This is a genomic window from Pseudoduganella dura (assembly GCF_009727155.1).
GTDB lineage: Bacteria > Pseudomonadota > Gammaproteobacteria > Burkholderiales > Burkholderiaceae_D > Rugamonas > Rugamonas dura.
This window is the reverse complement of sequence record NZ_WNWM01000002.1, coordinates 2,816,533-2,836,058: the sequence shown is the minus strand read 5'-3', so window position 1 is coordinate 2,836,058 and position 19,526 is coordinate 2,816,533. Positions and strand designations below refer to the sequence as shown.

Annotated in this window: 20 protein-coding genes; 15 read left to right on the top strand and 5 right to left on the bottom strand. The window is 65.7% G+C overall.

The features are described from left to right. Positions 1-39: 39 nt before the first annotated feature. The 12 genes from GJV26_RS12405 to GJV26_RS12355 are packed head-to-tail and all read left to right on the top strand — an operon-like array spanning position 40 to position 12,199. The gene (locus GJV26_RS12405; RefSeq protein WP_155709080.1) at positions 40-1,404 is read left to right on the top strand and encodes an ATP-binding protein; all 1,365 of its coding nucleotides are present in this window, start codon (positions 40-42) and stop codon (positions 1,402-1,404) included. Then, positions 1,401-2,240: a Flp pilus assembly protein CpaB gene (gene cpaB / locus GJV26_RS12400; protein ID WP_155709079.1), complete on the top strand. Its 840-nt coding sequence runs from the start codon at positions 1,401-1,403 to the stop codon at positions 2,238-2,240. The genes GJV26_RS12405 and cpaB overlap by 4 nt, the downstream gene beginning before the upstream one ends. A gap of 10 nt (positions 2,241-2,250) precedes the next feature. Beyond that, positions 2,251-3,762, top strand: coding sequence for a type II and III secretion system protein family protein (locus GJV26_RS12395; RefSeq protein WP_155709078.1), 1,512 nt, complete (start codon positions 2,251-2,253; stop codon positions 3,760-3,762). Between the two features lie 9 nt (positions 3,763-3,771). After that, positions 3,772-4,041 (top strand): pilus assembly protein, encoded by a 270-nt coding sequence (locus GJV26_RS12390; RefSeq protein ID WP_155709077.1) that lies wholly within the window; start codon positions 3,772-3,774, stop codon positions 4,039-4,041. Then, a complete protein-coding gene (locus tag GJV26_RS12385) occupies positions 4,038-5,483 on the top strand; it encodes a pilus assembly protein TadG-related protein (RefSeq protein WP_155709076.1) in 1,446 nt (481 codons plus the stop codon). Before GJV26_RS12390 ends, GJV26_RS12385 begins: the two co-directional genes overlap by 4 nt. After that, on the top strand, positions 5,480-5,941 hold the full coding sequence (locus GJV26_RS29790) for a TadE/TadG family type IV pilus assembly protein (RefSeq protein ID WP_173346194.1): 462 nt from the start codon (positions 5,480-5,482) through the stop codon (positions 5,939-5,941). The genes GJV26_RS12385 and GJV26_RS29790 overlap by 4 nt, the downstream gene beginning before the upstream one ends. Then, on the top strand, positions 5,931-6,515 hold the full coding sequence (locus GJV26_RS12380; RefSeq protein ID WP_173346193.1) for a TadE/TadG family type IV pilus assembly protein: 585 nt from the start codon (positions 5,931-5,933) through the stop codon (positions 6,513-6,515). Before GJV26_RS29790 ends, GJV26_RS12380 begins: the two co-directional genes overlap by 11 nt. A gap of 18 nt (positions 6,516-6,533) precedes the next feature. After that, complete coding sequence (locus GJV26_RS12375; protein WP_155709074.1) at positions 6,534-7,730, top strand: CpaE/TadZ family protein; 1,197 nt, start codon at positions 6,534-6,536, stop codon at positions 7,728-7,730. After that, positions 7,727-9,073 carry a TadA family conjugal transfer-associated ATPase gene (locus tag GJV26_RS12370; protein ID WP_155709073.1) on the top strand — a complete coding sequence of 449 codons (1,347 nt, stop codon included), beginning with the start codon at positions 7,727-7,729 and terminating at the stop codon, positions 9,071-9,073. Before GJV26_RS12375 ends, GJV26_RS12370 begins: the two co-directional genes overlap by 4 nt. Positions 9,074-9,082: 9 nt before the next feature. Next, positions 9,083-10,057, top strand: coding sequence for a type II secretion system F family protein (locus GJV26_RS12365; protein ID WP_189441830.1), 975 nt, complete (start codon positions 9,083-9,085; stop codon positions 10,055-10,057). Beyond that, positions 10,054-10,995, top strand: a complete 942-nt coding sequence (locus GJV26_RS12360; RefSeq protein ID WP_155709072.1) for a type II secretion system F family protein — start codon at positions 10,054-10,056, stop codon at positions 10,993-10,995. Before GJV26_RS12365 ends, GJV26_RS12360 begins: the two co-directional genes overlap by 4 nt. 22 nt (positions 10,996-11,017) lie before the next feature. Beyond that, on the top strand, positions 11,018-12,199 hold the full coding sequence (locus tag GJV26_RS12355) for a LytR C-terminal domain-containing protein (protein WP_155709071.1): 1,182 nt from the start codon (positions 11,018-11,020) through the stop codon (positions 12,197-12,199). 203 nt (positions 12,200-12,402) lie between these two features. On the opposite strand, the gene GJV26_RS12350 is transcribed toward GJV26_RS12355, so the two are convergent. Further along, a complete protein-coding gene (locus tag GJV26_RS12350) occupies positions 12,403-12,609 on the bottom strand; it encodes a hypothetical protein (protein ID WP_155709070.1) in 207 nt (68 codons plus the stop codon). A gap of 191 nt (positions 12,610-12,800) precedes the next feature. Further along, positions 12,801-13,877 (bottom strand): tartrate dehydrogenase, encoded by a 1,077-nt coding sequence (locus GJV26_RS12345; RefSeq protein WP_155709069.1) that lies wholly within the window; start codon positions 13,875-13,877, stop codon positions 12,801-12,803. Between the two features lie 96 nt (positions 13,878-13,973). On the opposite strand from GJV26_RS12345, the gene GJV26_RS12340 reads away from it, so the two are divergent. Then, entirely contained in the window at positions 13,974-14,870 is an 897-nt protein-coding gene (locus tag GJV26_RS12340; RefSeq protein WP_189441832.1) for a LysR family transcriptional regulator, read from the top strand. A gap of 27 nt (positions 14,871-14,897) precedes the next feature. On the opposite strand, the gene GJV26_RS12335 is transcribed toward GJV26_RS12340, so the two are convergent. Genes GJV26_RS12335 through mscL form a run of 3 tightly spaced genes read right to left on the bottom strand, consistent with a single transcriptional unit; the run spans position 14,898 to position 17,263 of the window. Further along, the gene (locus tag GJV26_RS12335; protein ID WP_155709068.1) at positions 14,898-15,593 is read right to left on the bottom strand and encodes a DUF2461 domain-containing protein; all 696 of its coding nucleotides are present in this window, start codon (positions 15,591-15,593) and stop codon (positions 14,898-14,900) included. Between the two features lie 44 nt (positions 15,594-15,637). After that, positions 15,638-16,801 (bottom strand): S1C family serine protease, encoded by a 1,164-nt coding sequence (locus GJV26_RS12330; RefSeq protein ID WP_155709067.1) that lies wholly within the window; start codon positions 16,799-16,801, stop codon positions 15,638-15,640. A 36-nt stretch (positions 16,802-16,837) separates the two neighbouring features. After that, positions 16,838-17,263, bottom strand: coding sequence for a large conductance mechanosensitive channel protein MscL (gene mscL, locus GJV26_RS12325; RefSeq protein ID WP_155709066.1), 426 nt, complete (start codon positions 17,261-17,263; stop codon positions 16,838-16,840). Between the two features lie 220 nt (positions 17,264-17,483). Between mscL and petA the strand changes: the two genes are divergently transcribed. Together petA and GJV26_RS12315 are read left to right on the top strand one after the other, a co-directional pair. Further along, positions 17,484-18,092, top strand: a complete 609-nt coding sequence (gene petA, locus GJV26_RS12320) for a ubiquinol-cytochrome c reductase iron-sulfur subunit (RefSeq protein ID WP_155709065.1) — start codon at positions 17,484-17,486, stop codon at positions 18,090-18,092. Between the two features lies 1 nt (position 18,093). Further along, complete coding sequence (locus GJV26_RS12315; RefSeq protein WP_155709064.1) at positions 18,094-19,506, top strand: cytochrome b; 1,413 nt, start codon at positions 18,094-18,096, stop codon at positions 19,504-19,506. Positions 19,507-19,526: the final 20 nt, after the last annotated feature.

The following is a 19,526-nucleotide window of genomic DNA, read 5'->3' as shown; positions in this document are numbered from 1 at the left end:
CGCTAGACTCGTTTCCTCCAACAGGAAGGGAGCGGGCAGATGGATCTTCAAACGACGATAGCAACAGGCGGCGAGCGGGTGGACGGCCAGCCGGCCTTGCCGCCACAGCCGAAAACGGTGCGCGAGACGGGGCTGGAACTGACGCTGCTGGTCGAGCTGGCCGCCAAGAATCTGTTCGGCGGCGGCAAGGTTCACCTGCCGGTGTTGACCACACGCCTGCGGCTGTCGATCAACGTGATGCGCGAAATACTCGATTTCATGGTGGCCGAGCAGCTGGCCGAGGTGGCCTGGCGGGGCGACGCGGATATCGACGTGCAATACCAGTTGACCGCCGCCGGCCGCGAGCGCGCAGTGGCCTGGCTGGAACGCTGCCCGTATGCGGGGCCGGCACCGGTGCCGCTGGATGCCTACCGCGCGCTGGTGCAGCGCCAGTCGGCCTTGTCGTCATCGGTGGCGGCAGGCGATATAACGGCCGAATTCGCCGATGATTGCTTGCCCGCCAGCGTGCGCGAACTGGCTGGCGCCGCGCTGCATTCGCATCGGTCGCTATTGCTGCACGGTCCTTCGGGCAGCGGCAAGACCACGCTGGCGCGCCGGCTGGGGCGGCTGTTGCAGGGAACGGTCGGCGTGCCGTATGCGATCGTCGTTGGCCAGGAGATCGTGCAGATGTTCGACGCCGCGCTCCACCAGCCGCCGATGGCGCCGCCGCAAAGCCGCCCGATGGGCGAGCGGCGCAGCACGGATGCCCGCTGGGCCCTGTGCCGCCGTCCGGTGCTGCACATGGGAGCCGAACTGGCGCTGGACATGCTGGACCTGCGCCATGACCCGTTTTCCGGCTGCTATCACGCACCGGCCCACATTAAGGCCACCGGCGGCTTGTTCATCGTCGACGACCTGGGCCGCCAGCGCACGCCGGCCGCCGAGCTGCTGAACCGTTTCAGCCGGCCGCTCGACACGGGGGCGGAGTACCTGGCGCTGCAGGGCGGCCACAAGTTTGCCGTGCCGTTCGACGTGACGATGATCTTCGTGACCAACCTCGAACCGCATGCCGTGCTCGATGCTTCGTCGTTGCGCCGGCTCGGTTACAAGGTGCACGTGGGGCCGATCGGCGAAACCGCTTACCGCACCCTGTTCCGCCAGCAGTGCCGCGCCTTCGGCATCGAGCCGGACGAGTCCGCGCTGGGCTACCTGGTCAATGAGCTGCACCGCGACAGCGGCCAGCTGCTGCTGGCCAGTTTTCCCCGCGAGATCCTGTCGCGGGTCGCCGATTTCGCCGCGTTTGCCGGTCAGCCACCCCGCATGTCGGTGGCCGCGATCGACCAGGCGTGGTCCAGCATGTTTGCCACAGTGGCACCGCAGTTCGCCGGTGCCGTCGATACCAGTCTGTTTGAGAGGATAGGATGAAAAACCGGCGTGCATATTCAATGATGGCCCTGGCCATTTTACTGGGCCTCGCGGCAGTCGCCATGGCGTCGCGCTGGCTGCTGGGGCAGACCCCCACCCATGCCTCGCGCATCGTCGTGGCCACGGGCGATATCAGCCTCGGGCAGCGCCTTGCACCCGAGATGGTGAAACTCTCCGACTGGCCGGCGGACAACCTGCCGGAAGGTGCGGTGGGCGATCCGATGAAGCTGGTCGGCCGGGTGCTGAAAGTCAGCGTGCTGCGGGGTGAACCGCTGGCCGAGGCCAAGCTGGCCCCCGCCGGCACGCTGGGTGGCCTGTCGGCGCTGATCAGCGAAGGCAAGCGCGCCATCACCGTGCGCGTCAACGACGTGGTCGGCGTCGCCGGTTTCGCACTGCCGGGCAACTTCGTCGACATCCTCGTCAGCACCCAAGCCGAAGGCAGCGGCACGCAAGGCGACCGGGAGCTGGCGATCTCGAAGATCGTGCTGGAGCGGATCCTCGTACTGGCCGTCGCCCAGGAAGTGGGCCGCGACGATACCAAGCCCAGAGTCGTCAACGCGGTAACGCTCGAGGTGGCGCCGGAACAGGCGGAAAAGCTCGACCTGGCGCGCTCCGTGGGCAGCCTGTCGCTGGTGCTGCGCAACCAGGTCGATCCGCGCGACGCCACCACGACGGGCGCAACCAAGAACAGCCTGCTGGGAATTGCCGAACCTGCCCCGCCGCCACCGGCTCCGCCCGTGAAGCGCGTGGCGGCCGTGCGGCAAGTCGCAGCGGCCAGGCCGCGCCACTGTATCGGCGCCATCGACGGCCTGAAGAGCCGCCAGGAATGCCTGTAAGGAAGCCATCATGAAAAACTGTCCAATGATTATTCTCGCCTGCATGCTGGCGGCCCGCACCGCAGGCGCTGCCACGCCGGCCCCGGTCCTTACCCTGACTCCCCCGGCTAGCCCGGCCGCCGCACCGGTCGAGCCGCGCAAGCCGGCACCGGTGGAACGGACGGAAGGCCCGCGCTGCCGCGGCCAGGCAGCGGCGCCCGGCCAGCTCGACCTGCAGATCGGCAAGTCCACGCTGATGCGGCTGCCCGAACCCGTCGTCAACCGCAGCGTCGGCAATCCGGCCGTGCTGCAGGCCATGCTGGTGGCGCCGGAAACGCTGTACCTGGTGGGCGTCGATGTCGGCAGCACCAACATGATCGTGCAGGGAAAAAGCGGCAACTGCAGCGTGATCGAAGTGAACGTGGCGATGGATGTCACGGGCCTGCGTGCCACGCTGGCTTCGGTGCTGCCGGAAGAGCAGGACATCAAGGTGACGGCCGCCGCCGATACGCTGGTGCTGAGCGGCACGGTCGCCGATGGCGGCACGCTGGCACGCGTGCTGGAACTGGCGCAGGCCTATGTGCGCCGGCCCGCCAAGCCGGTTGCCGCCGGCAAGGCCGGCGAGGAAAGTGCGAGCTTGGCCAGCACGAGCCAGGCCAGCGCGGGCGGTGCGCGCATCGTCAACCTGCTGGGCGTGAGTTCGCCGCAGCAGGTCATGCTGGAGGTGAAAATCGCCGAGGTATCGAAGAGTCTGCTCGACAAGCTCGAAGCCGGCACCGCCATCCGCAAGCATGGCGGGGAATGGACCACGTCGCTGCTGTCCAATTTCCTTACCGGTTCACTGAAGGGCGGCATCAACCTGTTCAAGGCGGCGGGCACGCAGTTGCAGATCGATGGGGAGCGCAATGACGGCCTGGTGCGCCTGCTGGCCGAACCCACGGTGATGGCGATCAGCGGCCAGGAAGGCAGCTTCCTGGCCGGCGGCAAGATCTTCATCCCCGTGGCACAGGACAACAACAGGATCTCGCTGGAAGAAAGGGAATTCGGCGTGGGCCTGCGCTTTACCCCCACAGTACTGGCGGGCGGACGCATCAACCTGAAAGTGGCGCCGGAAGTCTCGGAGCTGTCGCGCGAAGGCATCGGCATTTCCGCCAACGGCATCACCGGCGGCGCCATCATGCCGGTGATTACCACGCGGCGCGCCACCACCACGGTGCAGCTGTTCGACGGGCAGAGTTTCGCCATCGGCGGCCTGATCCGCAATAACCAGGTCAGCAACATCAATGCGCTGCCCGCGCTGGGCGAAGTGCCGGTACTCGGCACGCTGTTCCGCAGCACCGACTTCCAGAACGACCGCAGCGAACTGCTGTTCGTCGTCACGGCGCACCTGGTCAAGCCGCTGCCGCCCGGCCACGCGTTGCCCACCGATGCACTGCAGCCCGCCGGCCGGGGCGGACTGTTCATCAACGGGAAAATGGAAGGGCGTGCGCCCGCAGCGACAACCCCGGCGCCGGCGGCATCGTCCGGCTTCCAGCTGAAGTGAGGAGAACCCATGAAACCGTACTTCATCATTGCCATGCTCGCCTGCGCGACTGCCGGCTGCGTCTCGCGCACGCCGCAATGGGATGCGCGCTTCGGCGACGCGACCCGTGCCGCGTTCGCCCAGCAGATCATCAACCCCGAAGCCGCGCGGGATCGCCGGCCGGTGGCGGGGATCGACGGCCAGGCCGCCGCCGCGTCGCAGCAGCGCTACCAGAAATCGTTCACCGAGCCGCCGCCGCCCTCGAGCGTGTTCACCATCGGCGTCAGCGGTGCGAAATGAGCGTGCGCTGCGGATTGCGCCTTCCACCAGGCGCCGCGCGGGCGCGCCAGGGCGGCGCGATCCTGATCATGTATGCCTTCATGCTCATGATCATACTGGGCTTTGCCGGCCTGGTGACGGACCTGGGCCTGGTGTATTACCGCAAGGTGCAGTTGCAGAACGCGGCCGATGCGATCGCACTGGCCGCGGCGCAGCAGCTCAATGGCACGTCGGGCGGCGTGGACGCGGCCATGGCTTCCGCGCTCGCCATCGCCGGCACCAAGCGTCTCGGTATCGAAGGGCGGCTGCCCTGGAACGCGGGTACGCAGGGGAGCGCGCTGCGTTTTTCCGCCAGTCCGGATGCGGCCCCTGGCGCATGGATGACAGCCGCCGAGGTACGAGCCGCACCGGCCGGGATCACGTATGCGCGGTTCGACATGAGCGCGCTCGACAATGCCGTTCACCAGTTGCAGCCCATCCTGATGGCCATGTTCGGCTCCGGCGCGGGCATCGGCGTGGGGGCCGTGGCGGTGGCCGGCCCCACGATGCTGAACGCCACGCCGCTGGCCATCTGTGCGCTCTCGGAAACGCCGAACGGCACACGTGCGTTCTCCGCGGCGACCTCCGAAGTGGTGACGTACGGCTTCCGCTATGGCGTGACCTATAACCTGCTGCGCCTGAATCCGCGCGCCACAACGCATGCGTATTACCTGGTCAACCCAGTGACACCTCCCAGTGGGGCTGCCACGGCCGGCGACTGGAATGCGCTTGGTCCCTTCATGTGCGCTGGCAAGCTGGGCTATAGCGGCATCGGCAGCGGGCAGCTGCACCTGCAAAAGGGCGGCGACGCGTTCGCGCTGGCAAACCAGCTCAACACGCGCTTCAGCCAGTTCGCGAACCTGTGCAGCGCGGAGGGCGCGCCGAACGACCGCAACGTGCGGGAGTTCCAGTCGCCCGGCTGGCAGGGAACCCAGCTCGGCGCCAGCGCCCAGTCTTCCACGGCCGACGGCAGGCTGGCAACCGTCGCCGATCTGCCACCGGGCCAGCCGGTCGCGGCAAACGCATACGGCAGCCTGTGGGCTTACGGTACGGCGAAGTGGACCTCCGCCAGCCAGCCCGGCGGTGCCATCGGCGGCAGTTTCACCATGACCGACTGGGCCAAGCTGTATCCCGGCGCCACGGCGATACCCAGCAAATGGGCTACCCAGACGCCGTACATGAGCGCGGCGTCGGCGCACCACATTTCCGGTGCCGATCCCTGGCGCCGGGGGCGGCGGCTGCTATTGATCCCGCTGCTCGATTGCGCCGCCGCGGCGCCCGCCGGCGCGGCGCCGCGCGCGCGGGTGCTGGCCTATGGCCGGTTTTTCCTGACCGCCAGGGCCAGCGCCGGCGAGGTGCCTGGCGAGTTCGCCGGCGTTGTGCGGGAAGAAGAAGTCGACAGCAACGTGGAGGTGTTCCGATGAACGTTTCAAGATACCGCGAGCGCGGCACCGCCGCGATCGAGCTGGCGGTGGTAATGAGCCTCGGCATGCTGGTCCTCGCCACGATCGTGCTGTTCGGGCGGTTCACGTGGCACCTGATCGCGATGGAGAAAAGCGTGTACAACGCGGCGCGCATCATCGCTGCGCGGCCGATCGAACAGGTGAGCGGCACCGGTGCTGCCACTCGCATGAGAGAGGCCGGAAGTGCCCTGGTCAATACCGCGGCGCGATCCTCCGGAATCGACATCGTGCCGGGGGATACCGTGGAAGCGAGGTGCAACAATGGTGCTTGCGGGATCACGAATCTTACCCAGGTCACGGTCACGGCACGCACCGAATTCGCCGACACCATTTTCAACGACGGGTACACGTTCGATCTTCTCGGTCTCCGGGAAGGCGCGGCCCTCGACTTCGACAGCGAGCTCGATTATGTGCCCTGAACACCTTGCCCACGCTCCGCTGCGCCGCGAGGGCGGTGCGCTCATGGTCGAACTGGCGCTATGCATGACGATGTTCCTGGTGATGATGTTCGGCACGATGGAAGTGGCGCGCATGCTCTTCGTGTCCAACACCGTGCAGGAAGTGACGCGCCAGGCCGCGCGCGCCGCGGCGATGACGGATTTTTCCGTCGCGGCCGACCTGGCGGTGGTCAGGCGGCACGCCCTGTTCCGCAATGCCGGCGACGATGGCCCCCTGGTACTGGCGCCCAACCTCGGGCCCGCGCAAGTGCGGATCGAATACCTCCGTGCCGACGGCACGGCGATCGGGGCCGGGTCGATGCCGGCCTGTCCGGTCGAAAACATCCGCAACTGCATGCAAGACCCTTCCGGCGCATCCTGCATTCGCTTCGTGCGGGCCAGCATTTGCAGCGACGCCAGCGGCGCATGCACGCCGCTGGCCCACCAGCCGATGACGGGCCTGCTGCCCGGCATGGCCGGGCCCGTGCCGATGGCGGCCACCGTCGTCAAGGCTGAAACGCTCGGCTACCGGCCGGGCGTGAATAACTGTCTCTAAACAATAGGAAAGTTCGCCATGAAAGCCCTCATGATCAGCAAGGATAGCCTGCTGCACGCCGAAATCGCCGCGCAGGGTTCCGCCCGGCTGCCGGCAGTGCAGCTCGTCGCATCGCGCCAGGGATTGCGCGACGCCACCGACCGGATTCTTCCCGAACCGCCCGATCTGGTGATTTTCGACGCCAGCGGCGTGGAACCCGGCGAATGGGGAATGGTGGAGCGCCTGGCCCGCCTGTATCCGGAAGCCCGGTTCATGCTGCTGGCGCGCGAGGCGCACCAGGACCTGTTGATCCGCGCGATGCGGACCGGCATCCGCGAAGTGCTGCAGCTGCCGCTCGTGCACCGCGCGTTTCATGAAGCGATCGACCGGATCGAAATCGAGTCGGGCGTCACCCGCATGCGCGACGGCAAGGTGTTCGCGTTCATATCCTGCAAGGGCGGTAGCGGCGCCACGTTCATCGCCGCCAATTTCGGCTACGCGCTGGGTGCCCTGGCGGAAAAGAAAGTGCTGCTGATCGACCTGCATGGCCAGTTCGGCGACGCCACGCTGTATGTCTCCGACCAGAAACCGACGATGACGCTGTCGGATATCTGCGCCCAGATCGGCCGCATGGATGGCGCCTTCCTGGAATCCTGCCTGGTGCATGTGACGCCCAACTTCGGCGTCCTGGCCGGCGCCGACGATCCGGCCCACGTGGTGGACATGAAGCCGGAGCACATGGACACGATCCTGCGCGTGGCACGCAAGCACTACGACTACGTGCTGCTGGACATGGGCCGCCAGATCGATGCGCTGTCGCTGCGCGCGCTGGACAGCGCCGATGCGATCTACCCGGTGCTGCAGCTGGCGCTGCCCGATATCCGGGACGGGCGCCGGCTGCTCGATATCTTCCGCTCGCTGGGCTATCCGGCCGAGCGCACGCGGCTGATCGTCAACCGCTATGAGAAGGGCGGCAAGCTGCGCCTGTCCGACCTGGAGCATGCGCTGGGCGCGGAAGTGATGCACACGATGCCGAACGACTACGCGTCGGCCACCGACTCGGTCAACCAGGGCATTCCCGTGTTGCAGCTGTCGCGCGGCAGCGCGGTTGCCCGCAGCCTGGCCGACCTGGTCGAGCTGGTGACGGCGCGCCGCGTCACCGAAACCAAGGGCCTGTTCGACCGCCTGTTCGGCCGCAGCGATGCAGGCCAGAAACCTGAAAGGATCACATCATGAGTTTGCGCGAACGCCTGGCTTTGGCGGAAGAGGCCCGCGGCAATGGCGCCACGCTGCAAGTGCAGTCGCAGGCCGCCTACCAGGAGCTGAAGGCCACGATGCACCAGCTGATCCTGGACCGCATCGACCTCGAACGCCTCAAGCGGCTGACGGCCGAGCAGTTCAAGCACGAGCTGGCGCTGCTGGTGCAGCGCATCATCGAGGACGAGCGCATCGTGCTCAACCAGGCCGAACGGCACCACCTGGTGCTCGACATCCAGCACGAGATGCTGGGCTTCGGCCCGCTGGAGCGCCTGTTGTCCGATAACAGTATTTCGGACATCCTGGTCAATACCTGCAAACAGGTCTACGTGGAGCGGGGCGGCCGGCTCGAACTGACGGACGTGACATTCACCGACAATGCCCACCTGATGAAGATCATCGAGAAGATCGTGTCGCGCGTGGGCCGGCGCGTGGACGAATCGAGCCCGATGGTCGATGCGCGCCTGCCGGATGGTTCACGGGTCAACGCGATCATTCCGCCGCTGGCGGTGGATGGCCCGATCCTGTCGATCCGGCGTTTCTCGGCCAATCCGTTGACGATACAGAACCTGATCGAACTGAAGAGCCTCACGCCGCCGATGATGCAGGTGCTGCAGGCGCTGGGCCACGCGAAGATCAACATCCTGATCTCGGGCGGCACCGGCAGCGGCAAGACCACGCTGCTGAACGTGCTGTCCGGCTATATCCCGCCGTCCGAGCGGATCGTCACGATCGAGGATGCCGCCGAGCTGGCGATGCGCCAGCCGCACGTGGTGCGGCTGGAAACGCGCCCGCCGAACATCGAGGGCAAGGGCGAGGTCAACCAGCGCGCGCTGGTTCGCAACGCGTTGCGGATGCGGCCCGACCGCATCATCCTGGGCGAGGTGCGCGGCGCCGAAGCGATGGACATGCTGCAGGCGATGAACACGGGCCACGAAGGGTCGCTGGCGACGATCCACTCGAACACGCCGCGCGACGCGCTGACGCGGCTGGAAAACATGGTGGGCATGTCAGGCGTGAACCTGACGCCGCGCGCGGCACGGCAGCAGATCGCTTCCGCCATCACCGTCGTACTGCAGGTGTCCCGTCTCACCGATGGCGCGCGCAAGCTCGTCAGCCTGCAGGAAGTCACGGGCATGGAAGGCGAGGTGATCTCGATGCAGGAAATCTTCCACTTCGAGCAGACGGGTGTCGATGCCGCCGGCAAGGTGCAAGGTCATTTCTACGCCACCGGTGTGCGGCCCCGCTTCGCCGAGCGGCTCAGGATGTTCGGGGTACCCGTGCCCGACAGCGTGTTCGATCCCGACCGCGTGTTCGAATAGGAGAGCGCCGTGGATATCGTCTTCACCGCATTCGCGGTGCTGGTTTTCGCCGCCGTGATCTTCATGGTGGAAGGTGCGTGGCTGTGGTGGAGCACCAGCCACGGCGGCAGCGCGCGCCGTATCGCGCGGCGGCTCGACCTGATGGCCGGGCGCAGGGAGGGCGGCGAACGCATCAGCATCCTCAAGCAGCGCAAGTATGCCGCCTCGCCCGAGCTGGACGGATGGCTGCGCCGGATCCCGCAACTGGCCGCCGTCGACCGGCTGCTGCTGCAGGCCGGCGTACGCTGGCAGGTCGCGCAGTTCCTGGGGGGTTCGGCGGGGCTGCTGCTGGGGGCGCTGCTGTTGGCCGCCATCATGCCGTTGCCGGTGCCGGCGGTACTCGCGCTGCTGGCGCTGGCGCTCGTGGCGCCATATGGCCTGCTGGTGAAATTGCGCGGCAAGCGCCTGAAAAAGATCGAGCAGCAGCTGCCCGAGGCAGCGGACTTTCTCGCGCGTGGTCTGCGCGCCGGGCATTCGTTCTCCAATGTGCTGAAAATGGTCGGCGACGAGATTCCCGAACCGCTCTGCGCCGAGTTCAAGGCAACCTATGAGGAAATCAACTACGGCGTGCCGATGAATGAAGCGCTGCACAACATGGCCGGCCGCATTCCGCTGACCGACCTGCGCTACTTCGTGCTGGCCGTGCTGATCCAGCGCGAATCGGGCGGCAACCTGGCCGAGTTGCTGGCCAATGTCAGCCGGCTCACGCGTGCCCGGCTCAAGCTGCTGGGACAGATCCGCGTGCTGTCGGCCGAGGGCCGCATGTCGGCCTGGATCCTCGGCCTGCTGCCGCTGATCATGCTGGTCTTCATGAGCCTCGTCAACCCGGAGTATATCAGTGTGTTATGGACCACCGAGCCCGGTACCCAGATGCTATGGGGCTCGGCCGGCGCGATGGTGTTCGGCATCCTGTGGATGCGCAAGATGGTGAGGATACGGGTATGAACAACGCACAGATTGCATTCCTGCTGATCGTTTTCCTGGTGGTTGCGGCGGTCGCACTGGTCGCGGTGGCGATCTTTTCGCCGATTCCGCTGCGGCAGCGGCTGCGCATGAGCCGTGACACCGACAAGCCCGAACCGGCAGCAAAGAATGGCGAATGGATCGAGCGTGTGGCACGCGCCGCCAAGCCGCTGACGAAGTTGTCGCTGCCGGAAGAAGGCTGGGAGCGCTCGCCGCTGCGAACGAGGTTCATCAATGCCGGCTGGCGCAATCCCACGGCGCCCACGCTGTATTTCGCCGCGAAGACCGCATTGGCGCTGGGTATTCCCGCGATCATCGCGCTGGCAGCCGGCACGTCGGGCGGCATGGTGCCCGACAACCTGCTGTCCCTGCTGCTCGTCAGCGCCGGCATTGGCTATTACCTGCCGAACGTGGCGCTTTCGCGTGCTGCGGAACGGCGCAAGCGCGAGGTATTCGAAAATGTGCCGGATGCGCTCGACCTGCTGACCGTATGCGTGGAGGCGGGCTTGTCGCTGGAACGTGCGATGACGAAGGTGGCGGCCGAGATCGACGTCAAGAGCGCCGTCCTGGCGCAAGAGCTGCAACTGGTGCTGATGGAAATGCGTGCCGGCTTCTCGAAGGAAAAGGCGCTGCGCAATTTCGCCTTGCGCAGCGGCGTGGACGATGTCGATTCGCTGGTGGCGATGCTGATCCAGGCCGAGCGTTTCGGTACCAGCATGGGCGATTCGTTGCGCGTGCATGCGGACAACCTGCGGCTGAAGCGTTCACTGATGGCCGAAGAGGCCGCGGCGAAGATCGGCCTGAAACTGCTGTTCCCGCTGATCTTCTGCATGTTCCCCACCTTGATGGTGGTGCTCGCGGGACCGGCGGCGATCCAGCTGATGACGGTGGTGCTGCCTGCGATGAGCGGCGAGCGCTGAGCAATCTTGACGAGGAGACGGCATGAAGATGACAGGCAAAATGGTGAGTACGGCATGCGCCAGCGCGCTGCTGATCGCCTGCGGCGCGCAGCCGGTGAAGGCTCCGGTACCATTCGCCAGCGCCGACGCATACTATGCGCTCGGCCGCGCCGAACACGCCGCGCAACGCCTTGCGCAGGCGCGCCGGGCATGGGAGCAGGCATTGCAGCGCGATCCCCGCCATGCCGCCGCCCGCAATGGCATGGCCGTGCTGCTGGCCGGGCAAGGCGAGTATGGCAAGGCGATCGCGCTGTGGCGCACGCTGGTGGAAGAAGGCGAGGCGCTGCCCGCCGCGGAGCGTGCCTTCCTGCTGGGTAATCTCGGCTACGCGCTGCACCTGCAGGGCAAGCGGGAAGAAGCGCTGGCGATGCTGGAGCAGGCCTGCGTGCTCGATCCATACCGGCCGCTCGCCTGGGAGCACCTGGCCGCCGTACTGGAAACATTGGGCCAGACCGACCGCGCGCTGCAGATGATGAAACAGGCGCGCATGCTGCGCACCCACGATATCGGCCAGGATTATGCGATGACCGGGACGGCTGCCCCGGCCGCGCTGGCGCCAGCACCGGCACCGACGTCGGCACCGGCACCGGCCTCGGCGCCGGCATCGGGGCCGGCATCGGAGCCAGTACGGCGCGCCACGCCCTGGCCGGCGGACATGATGCGCACCGAAGTGCGGCAGGTCGGTGCCGTGTTCGAGCTGCGCCGCGTGGCTGCTCCGGCCGCACCCGCGATGACTCCCGTGTTCTCCGTGCCTTCCTTGGCGTCCGTGGTTTCCGTGGCTTCGCTGCCTCTCGCGGCACCCGGCGCACCGGCGAGCGGCGAGGCCGGCATGCGGCTCGAAATCAGCAACGGCAATGGCGTGCGCGGCATGGCCGCCGCATGGGCGCGCCGGCTCGGGGGGCCGCAATGGAAGTCGGTCCGGCTGTCGAATGTGAAGCCCTTTGCCGTGCAGGCGACACGCATCGAGTACAGGAATGGCGCGGATGCGGCCGTGGCCGCCAGGGCGCTGGCGCTGGCACAACGTCTCGGCTTGCCGGCGCCACGCGCCATGCCGGGCAACGGCACGGCGATGGCCGACCTGCGCATCGTGCTGGGCCGGGACCAGCGCCCGGACATCGTGCATGCCGGGAAAATATCCGCGCAGGGCACCTTGCAGGCCCCCTGACACGGGTGATCGTGTCGGCATCCTGCACCGGCCATGCAGGGGGCCGGGTACCGCAGGATTGCGGCGCATTGCCGGCGCATTGCCGGCGCATTGCCGGCGCATTGCCGGCTCAATGCCGGCTCGATGCCGGTTTGCGTGGCCCGGCATCGCTGGATGGAACGACTGGTTCGCCAGGCTCTCCAGCCGCTCGCGTGGCGGTGAAATTACAGCGCCGCTTTTTCGGCGGCGGTCAGGCGTTTCGCCGTCACCTTCACGACCGCCATCGGCGCACCCTCGCTTGCCACGGCATAGACCTTCGGCTCCGGTGCCACGCGCTGGTATTTCGAGACGGCGGCCGTGGCGATGCCGGTTGCGCCGATCAGGACGAGGGTGGCGAGGAAGATGGTTTCCATGTGTTTGGCGATGTTCATGACGTGCTCCCTTGGTTCGATCAGTTGAGGTTCCGTTGATGTTGTGCTGCGTTGATTGAACTATAGGGAGGACGCGGTTCTTCCACCATGCGGATGCGACGAACTGCATTTTCCGCGAGATGAACGGCATCCGCGGCGGGCCGGGACATCCAGGCCGGTACAGCCAGCCGTGTATGTTCAGCCCGGCACGTTCAGATCAGCGCGGCGATCGCTTCGCCCATGCGCGTGGTGTCGGCAGTGCCGCGCATGTCCGGCGTGTGCGGTCCGTCGCGCAGCACCTGCTCGACGGCGGCCATGATCGCGTCGTGCGCCGCCTTGAAGCGCGCGTCGCCGTTGCCGAGGAAGTCCAGCATCATCGCGCCGCTCCAGATCATCGCCACCGGGTTGGCGATGTTCTTGCCGAAGATGTCCGGCGCCGAGCCGTGTACCGGTTCGAACAGCGATGGCAGCGTGCGCTCCGGGTTCAGGTTCGCCGATGGCGCGATGCCGATCGTGCCCGTGCAGGCCGGGCCCAGGTCGGAGAGGATGTCGCCGAACAGGTTCGATGCCACCACCACGTCGAAGCGCTCGGGGCTCAGCACGAAGCGCGCGCAGAGGATGTCGATGTGGTACTGGTCCCACTGCACGTCGTCGTATGACGGCGCCATGGCTTTCACGCGCTCGTCCCAGTAAGGCATGCTGATCGCGATGCCGTTCGATTTCGTCGCCGAGGTCAGGTGCTTTTTCGGGCGCGACTGCGCCAGCTCGAACGCATATTTCAGGATGCGGTCCACGCCCTTGCGGGTGAATACGGATTCCTGCAATACCGTCTCGCGTTCGGTGCCTTCGAACAGCCGGCCGCCGACGGACGAGTACTCGCCCTCGGTATTTTCCCGCACCACGTAGAAATCGATGTCGCCCGGCTGCCTGTTCGCCAGCGGGCACGGCACGCCCGGCATCAGCCGCACCGGGCGCAGGTTCACGTACTGGTCGAACTGGCGGCGGAACTGGATCAGTGAACCCCACAGCGACACGTGGTCGGGCACGGTGTCCGGCCAGCCCACGGCGCCGAAGTAGATGGCATCGAAGTCCTTCAGCTGGGCGAACCAGTCGTCCGGCATCATCTTGCCGTGCTGCCGGTAGTAGTCGCAGTTGGCCCATTCGAACGTGGTGAATTCCAGCGGCAGGCCGAAGCGTTTTGCCGCGGCGCGCAGCGTGCGCAGGCCCTCGGGCATCACTTCCTTGCCGATGCCGTCGCCGGCGATGACGGCGATGCGTTGCGTATCCATATGGTCTCCTGTCAGGTGTCGATCGAATTCGTCCAGCATACCGTCTTTACGGAATGGATATAATCGGCAATTCCGTCACTCCACTGTGCACGAATCGTGAAGAATATGCCCGAGCTGGACGACCTCCAGCTGTTCGCCGGCGTGGTGCGCCTGAAGAGTTTTGCCGCCACGGCCCGCGCGCTCGGCGTCTCCAACGCCTTCGTCAGCAAGCGCATCGGGATGCTGGAGTATGCGATGGGGGTGCGGCTGCTGCATCGCACCACCCGCACCGTGACGCTGACCGAGCAAGGCAGCGTGGTGCACGGCTGGGCACTGCGGATCCTGGAAGACGTGGAACAGATGGGCGAAGCGGTATCGACGGAAAAGATGGCGCCCGCCGGCCTGCTGCGCATCTGCACCAGTTCCGGCTTCGGCCGCAACCGCGTATCGCCGGCACTGTCCGCGCTGGCGAAGCGCTATCCGGCGCTGGAAATCCAGCTGGAATTGCTGGACCGTTCGGTGGACCTGATCGCCGAGGATTTTCATCTCGATATCCGCGTGGGCCGGGCGCACGAGCCGCACTTGATTTCGCGCCGCATCGCCTCGAACGCGCGCGTGCTGTGCGCCGCGCCGGCCTACCTTGCGGAACACGGCACGCCGGACACGCTGGCCGGCCTGGCGGCACACCGCTGCATCGTGATCCGCGAGCGCAACGAGGATTTCGGCCGCTGGACCCTGCGGGGCCCGCACGGGCTGGAAACGGTGAAGGTGCGCGGCCCGCTGTCGGCCAGCAACGGCGAAGTGGTGCATGGCTGGGCGCTCGATGGCCACGGCATCATCCTGCGCTCCGTGTGGGACGTGGGGCCGTCGATCGAACGGGGCGAGCTGGTGCGCGTGCTGCCGGGCTACGAGCAGCCGGCGGACGTGTGGGCGATCTACCCGTCGCGGCTGTCCACGTCCGCCAGGCTGCGCGTATGCGTCGAGTTCCTGGAGGACTGGCTGCAGGGAAGGTGACGGCAGCGCGCCGCCCTTCCTGCGCCGCTATGCCGCCTGGTCTTCCTCGTCCACCCTGGCCGCGCGCATCCACTGCACCAGCGGCAGCGCATCCTTGAAGCCGCCGGCGATCAGCGGCAGCAGCGCATCCGGATCGTTCAGGTCCAGGTCCACGTCGGTCCACACGAAAAAGCTCTTCAGCTTGATGAACTCGATATGTTCGTGTTCGGGATCGAACCCCTTGGGCGGGCGTTGCAGCTTGCCTTCGTTCTGGATGGTGCCGTAGGTGGCCTTCAGCCCGCGGCTATTGAGTGCCTTGCGAAATCCCGCCGCGTCTTCCACCATGTGCCGGCGCAATGCGCGCAGCCGGTGCGGCGGCGGCATGTATTCGCCGGCGCCGAACTGCAATTGGCCGTGGCCGTTGAGCTGGAAGTAATAGGTGGGGCCGCCGGACTGGCTCGGGCGCCGCAGGTCGCTCGGGGCGAGAGCGGCCGAGAAGTTCGTCTTGTACGGGCTCTTGTCGTGGGCAAAGCGCACATCGCGGTTGATGCGGAAGATCGCCTTCTTCGGGTTGCAGAACTTGACCTCGCGGTCGAACTTTCCCGCCTCGACGATCACTTGCGTGACGAGTTCCAGGAATTCCTCGCGCAGGATGTCGTAGCGCGGCTTGTTCATCACGAACCAAGGGCGGTTGTTGTTCTCGGCCAGCTCTTGCAGGTAGCCGTTCAGGTCACGCAGGTGCATTCGGTTCTCTTGATTTCGCTTGTTTGTCGGCTTACTTTGTCGGCTTACTTTTTCGGGACCGGGCGCTTGCCCACCGTGATGGCCAGTTCGGATTCGCGGTTCTTGCGCAGCACGCGCATCGTGGCCTTGCCGCCCGGCTGCAGCTGGGCGATCAGGTTCAGCATCTCGTTGGTGTCGCGCACCGCCTTGCCGTCGACGGAAACCAGGATGTCGCCCGGCTTCATGCCGGCCTTGTCGGCCGGGCCGTTGCGCACCACGCCGGCGATGATCGCGCCGCTGTCGCGCTGCAGGCCGAAGCTTTGCGCCAGCTCGGGCGTGATTTCCTGCGACTCCACGCCGATCCAGCCGCGCACCACGTGGCCGCTCTTGATGATCGATTCCATCACTGTCTTCGCCGTGCTGACCGGGATCGCGAAACCGATGCCCACCGAGCCGCCGGTCTGCGAATAGATCGCCGAATTGATGCCCAGCAGGTTGCCGTTGGTATCGATCAGCGCGCCGCCCGAGTTGCCGAAGTTGATCGCCGCGTCGGTCTGGATGAAGTTCTCGAAATGGTTGATGTGCAGGTTGTTGCGGCCCAGCGCGGAGATGATGCCCATCGTCACTGTCTGGCCAACGCCGAACGGATTGCCGATCGCCAGCACCACGTCGCCCACCTTGGCGCCCTCCACGTTGCCCAGGATGATGGCGGGCAGCTGCTTCAGGTCGATCTTGATGACGGCCAGGTCCGTTTCCGGATCCGTGCCCACCAGTTTGGCGGAAGCCTTGCGGCCATCGGCCAGCACCACCTCGATCTCGTCGGCCGCTTCCACCACGTGGAAGTTGGTGAGGATATAGCCGTCCGGGCTGACGATCACGCCCGAGCCCAGGCTGTTCGGATCGTCCTCTTCCTCTTCGCTGTCGTTGTCGCGGTCGCCGAAGAATCGCCGGAAATACGGATCGCGCATCAGCGGGTGCTTTTGCGGCAACGCCTTCGACGTGAGGATGTTGACCACGGCCGGCATCGCCCGGCCCGCAGCGGTGCGGAACGAGTTCGGCGTGGGCGCGGGTGCCGCCACCATCGCCGAGGCCGGCTGCGTCGGGGTACCGAGCTGTTGCACGGTGCCGGGGCGCGCGGGCGGCCACTTCGGCTGCACCGCCGAATAAACAAAGTACAGTGCCAGAACGATGGTCACCGCTTGCGCAAACAATAACCACAGTCGCTGCATGGCGTTCCTACATGATGGCGGCTCGTGGCCGCTCGGTTATTTTTTCAGGGCGTCGCGGATTTCGCGCAACAGCAGCACGTCTTCCGCCGGCGGTGCCGCTTCGGGCGCCTTGCCGGGTTGTTCCAGGCGATTACGGGCCTTTTGTACCAGCCGCACCATCTGGAAAATCACGAATGCCAGGATGAGGAAGTTTAACAGGATGGTGAGGAAATTCCCGTAGGCGAGCACCGCGCCGAGCTTCTTCGCTTCGAGCAGCGGCAGGTTCGGGTCCTGGTTATTGAGCGGCAGGTAATAGTTGGCGAAATCGAGCCCGCCGATCAGTTTGCCGATGGGCGGCATGATGATGTCCTGCACCAGCGAATCGACGATCTTGGCGAAAGCGGCGCCGATGATCACGCCGACCGCCAGGTCGATCACGTTGCCCCGCATCGCAAATTGCTTGAATTCGTTCATCATCGCCATGCCGTCCTCCTGTAGTGGTAGTTACCGGAGGATGATACTGTTTTTTCAACGCCTGACCCAAGCGTTTGACCCGTGTTTGCAGTGCGCTGCAACATGGTGACTATTTTTACTATTGCAACGTTTCGCTTCAATAAGCGTTTATGTTCACTTATAATTTTGTGTTGCTAGAGGTCTGTTGTCGCTTTACAAATATTCGAATTTTTATAAGATTGGGGTTTGTATGAGCATTGAGAAGCAGGTCGATCCCAGCCGGCGAGGTCTGTTAGTGGCCACCTGCGCCGCGGGTGGCGTGATAGGCATCAGCACGGCAGGCGCCTTGGTCAGCACGTTTCAACCTTCCGAGCGCGCCAAGGCCGCAGGCGCACCGGTCGAAGTCGATATTTCCTCCCTTGCCCCTGGTGAAATGGTCACCGTCGAATGGCGCGGCAAGCCGGTCTGGGTGCTGCGCCGCACCCCTGAAATGCTCGCTTCGCTGAAGAAGACGGATGGCCAGGTGGCCGATCCCGCCTCGAAGCGCAATCCCGACGAATTCACGCCCGAGTACTGCATCAACGAGGCGCGCGCCCGCAAGGCCGAATACCTGGTTGCCATCGGCATCTGCACCCACCTCGGCTGCTCCCCCTCCACCAAGTTCGCCCCCGGCCCGCAGCCATCGCTGCCCGACGACTGGGCCGGCGGCTTCTTCTGCCCCTGCCACGGTTCCACGTTCGACCTGGCCGGCCGCGTCTTCAAGAACAAGCCGGCGCCGGACAACCTGGTGGTGCCGCGCCACATGTACCTGAGCGATACCCGCATCCTGATCGGCAAAGACGAGAAAGGCGAGGCATAACATGGGCGCGTTCAAGGAGACGAAACTGCCGGCCGATGCGCCGGCGGCACAAAAGGCGCTGGGCTGGGTCGACGACCGCTTTCCGCTGACCAAGCTGTGGAACGACCAGTGGGGCCGCTACTACGCACCGAAGAACTTCAACTTCTGGTACATCTTCGGCTCGCTGGCCATGCTGGTGCTGGTGCTGCAGATCGTGACGGGCATCTTCCTGACGATGCACTACAAGCCGGACGCCAACCTGGCGTTCGCCTCGGTCGAGTACATCATGCGCGAAGTGCCGTGGGGCTGGCTGGTGCGCTACATGCACTCCACCGGCGCCTCGGCATTCTTCATCATCGTCTACCTGCACATGACGCGGGCGCTGCTGTATGGTTCCTACCGCAAGCCGCGCGAACTGATCTGGCTGTTCGGTTTCGCCATCTTCCTGTGCCTGATGGCCGAGGCGTTCTTCGGCTACCTGCTGCCATGGGGACAGATGTCCTACTGGGGCGCGCAGGTGATCGTCAACCTGTTTGGCGCCATCCCGCTGATCGGGCCCGACCTGTCGCTGTGGATCCGCGGCGACTACGTGGTGTCCGATGCCACGCTGAACCGCTTCTTCGCGTTCCACGTGATCGCGATCCCGCTGGTGCTGCTGGGCCTGGTAGCGGCGCACCTGATCGCGCTGCACGAAGTGGGCTCGTCGAACCCGGACGGCATCGAGGTCAAGGAAAACCTGGGGCCGGACGGCCACCCGTTCGATTCGATCCCGTCGCATCCGTATTACACGGTTCACGACCTGTTCGGCGTGTCGGTGTTCCTGCTGATCTTTTCGGCGGTGGTGTTCTTCGCGCCGGAAATGGGTGGGTACTTCCTGGAGTACAACAACTTCCTGCCGGGCGATCCGCTGAAAACGCCGCTGCACATCGCGCCGACCTGGTACTTCACGCCGTTCTACTCGGTGCTGCGCGCCGTCACCGCCGACTTCATGTGGGTGCTGATGGTCGCGGTGGCCGCCTATGTGAGCTTCCTGTGGCTGAAGTCGAAGCTGGCGTTCCGCACCAAGGCCGTGATCGCCGTGATCGCCATCGTGGCCATCATCGGCATGCTGCCGCAGGTGCTCGATGCGAAATTCTGGGGCGTGGTGTTCTTCGGCGGTTCGGTCGTGATCCTGGCGTTCCTGCCATGGCTGGACCATTCGCCGGTGAAGTCGATCCGCTACCGCCCGACCTGGCACAAGGTCCTGTACGCGCTGCTGGCGCTCACGTTCGTGGCGCTGGGTTACCTGGGCACGCAACCGCCTTCGGTGATCAAGACGATCGTGTCGCAGGCGGGCACGCTGTACTACTTCGCGTTCTTCCTGCTGATGCCGTGGTGGAGCACGATGGGCACCTTCAAGAAGGTGCCCGATCGCGTCGTCTTCCATGCACACTGAACCCGGCCCATCTGGCAAAG

Coding starts and splice junctions, on each gene's coding strand:
- GJV26_RS12405 (WP_155709080.1), top strand. CDS start 40: ATGGATCTTCAAACGACGATAGCAACAGGCGGCGAGCGGGTGGACGGC.
- cpaB (WP_155709079.1), top strand. CDS start 1,401: ATGAAAAACCGGCGTGCATATTCAATGATGGCCCTGGCCATTTTACTG.
- GJV26_RS12395 (WP_155709078.1), top strand. CDS start 2,251: ATGAAAAACTGTCCAATGATTATTCTCGCCTGCATGCTGGCGGCCCGC.
- GJV26_RS12390 (WP_155709077.1), top strand. CDS start 3,772: ATGAAACCGTACTTCATCATTGCCATGCTCGCCTGCGCGACTGCCGGC.
- GJV26_RS12385 (WP_155709076.1), top strand. CDS start 4,038: ATGAGCGTGCGCTGCGGATTGCGCCTTCCACCAGGCGCCGCGCGGGCG.
- GJV26_RS29790 (WP_173346194.1), top strand. CDS start 5,480: ATGAACGTTTCAAGATACCGCGAGCGCGGCACCGCCGCGATCGAGCTG.
- GJV26_RS12380 (WP_173346193.1), top strand. CDS start 5,931: ATGTGCCCTGAACACCTTGCCCACGCTCCGCTGCGCCGCGAGGGCGGT.
- GJV26_RS12375 (WP_155709074.1), top strand. CDS start 6,534: ATGAAAGCCCTCATGATCAGCAAGGATAGCCTGCTGCACGCCGAAATC.
- GJV26_RS12370 (WP_155709073.1), top strand. CDS start 7,727: ATGAGTTTGCGCGAACGCCTGGCTTTGGCGGAAGAGGCCCGCGGCAAT.
- GJV26_RS12360 (WP_155709072.1), top strand. CDS start 10,054: ATGAACAACGCACAGATTGCATTCCTGCTGATCGTTTTCCTGGTGGTT.
- GJV26_RS12355 (WP_155709071.1), top strand. CDS start 11,018: ATGAAGATGACAGGCAAAATGGTGAGTACGGCATGCGCCAGCGCGCTG.
- GJV26_RS12350 (WP_155709070.1), bottom strand. CDS start 12,609: ATGAACATCGCCAAACACATGGAAACCATCTTCCTCGCCACCCTCGTC.
- GJV26_RS12345 (WP_155709069.1), bottom strand. CDS start 13,877: ATGGATACGCAACGCATCGCCGTCATCGCCGGCGACGGCATCGGCAAG.
- GJV26_RS12335 (WP_155709068.1), bottom strand. CDS start 15,593: ATGCACCTGCGTGACCTGAACGGCTACCTGCAAGAGCTGGCCGAGAAC.
- GJV26_RS12330 (WP_155709067.1), bottom strand. CDS start 16,801: ATGCAGCGACTGTGGTTATTGTTTGCGCAAGCGGTGACCATCGTTCTG.
- mscL (WP_155709066.1), bottom strand. CDS start 17,263: ATGGCGATGATGAACGAATTCAAGCAATTTGCGATGCGGGGCAACGTG.
- petA (WP_155709065.1), top strand. CDS start 17,484: ATGAGCATTGAGAAGCAGGTCGATCCCAGCCGGCGAGGTCTGTTAGTG.
- GJV26_RS12315 (WP_155709064.1), top strand. CDS start 18,094: ATGGGCGCGTTCAAGGAGACGAAACTGCCGGCCGATGCGCCGGCGGCA.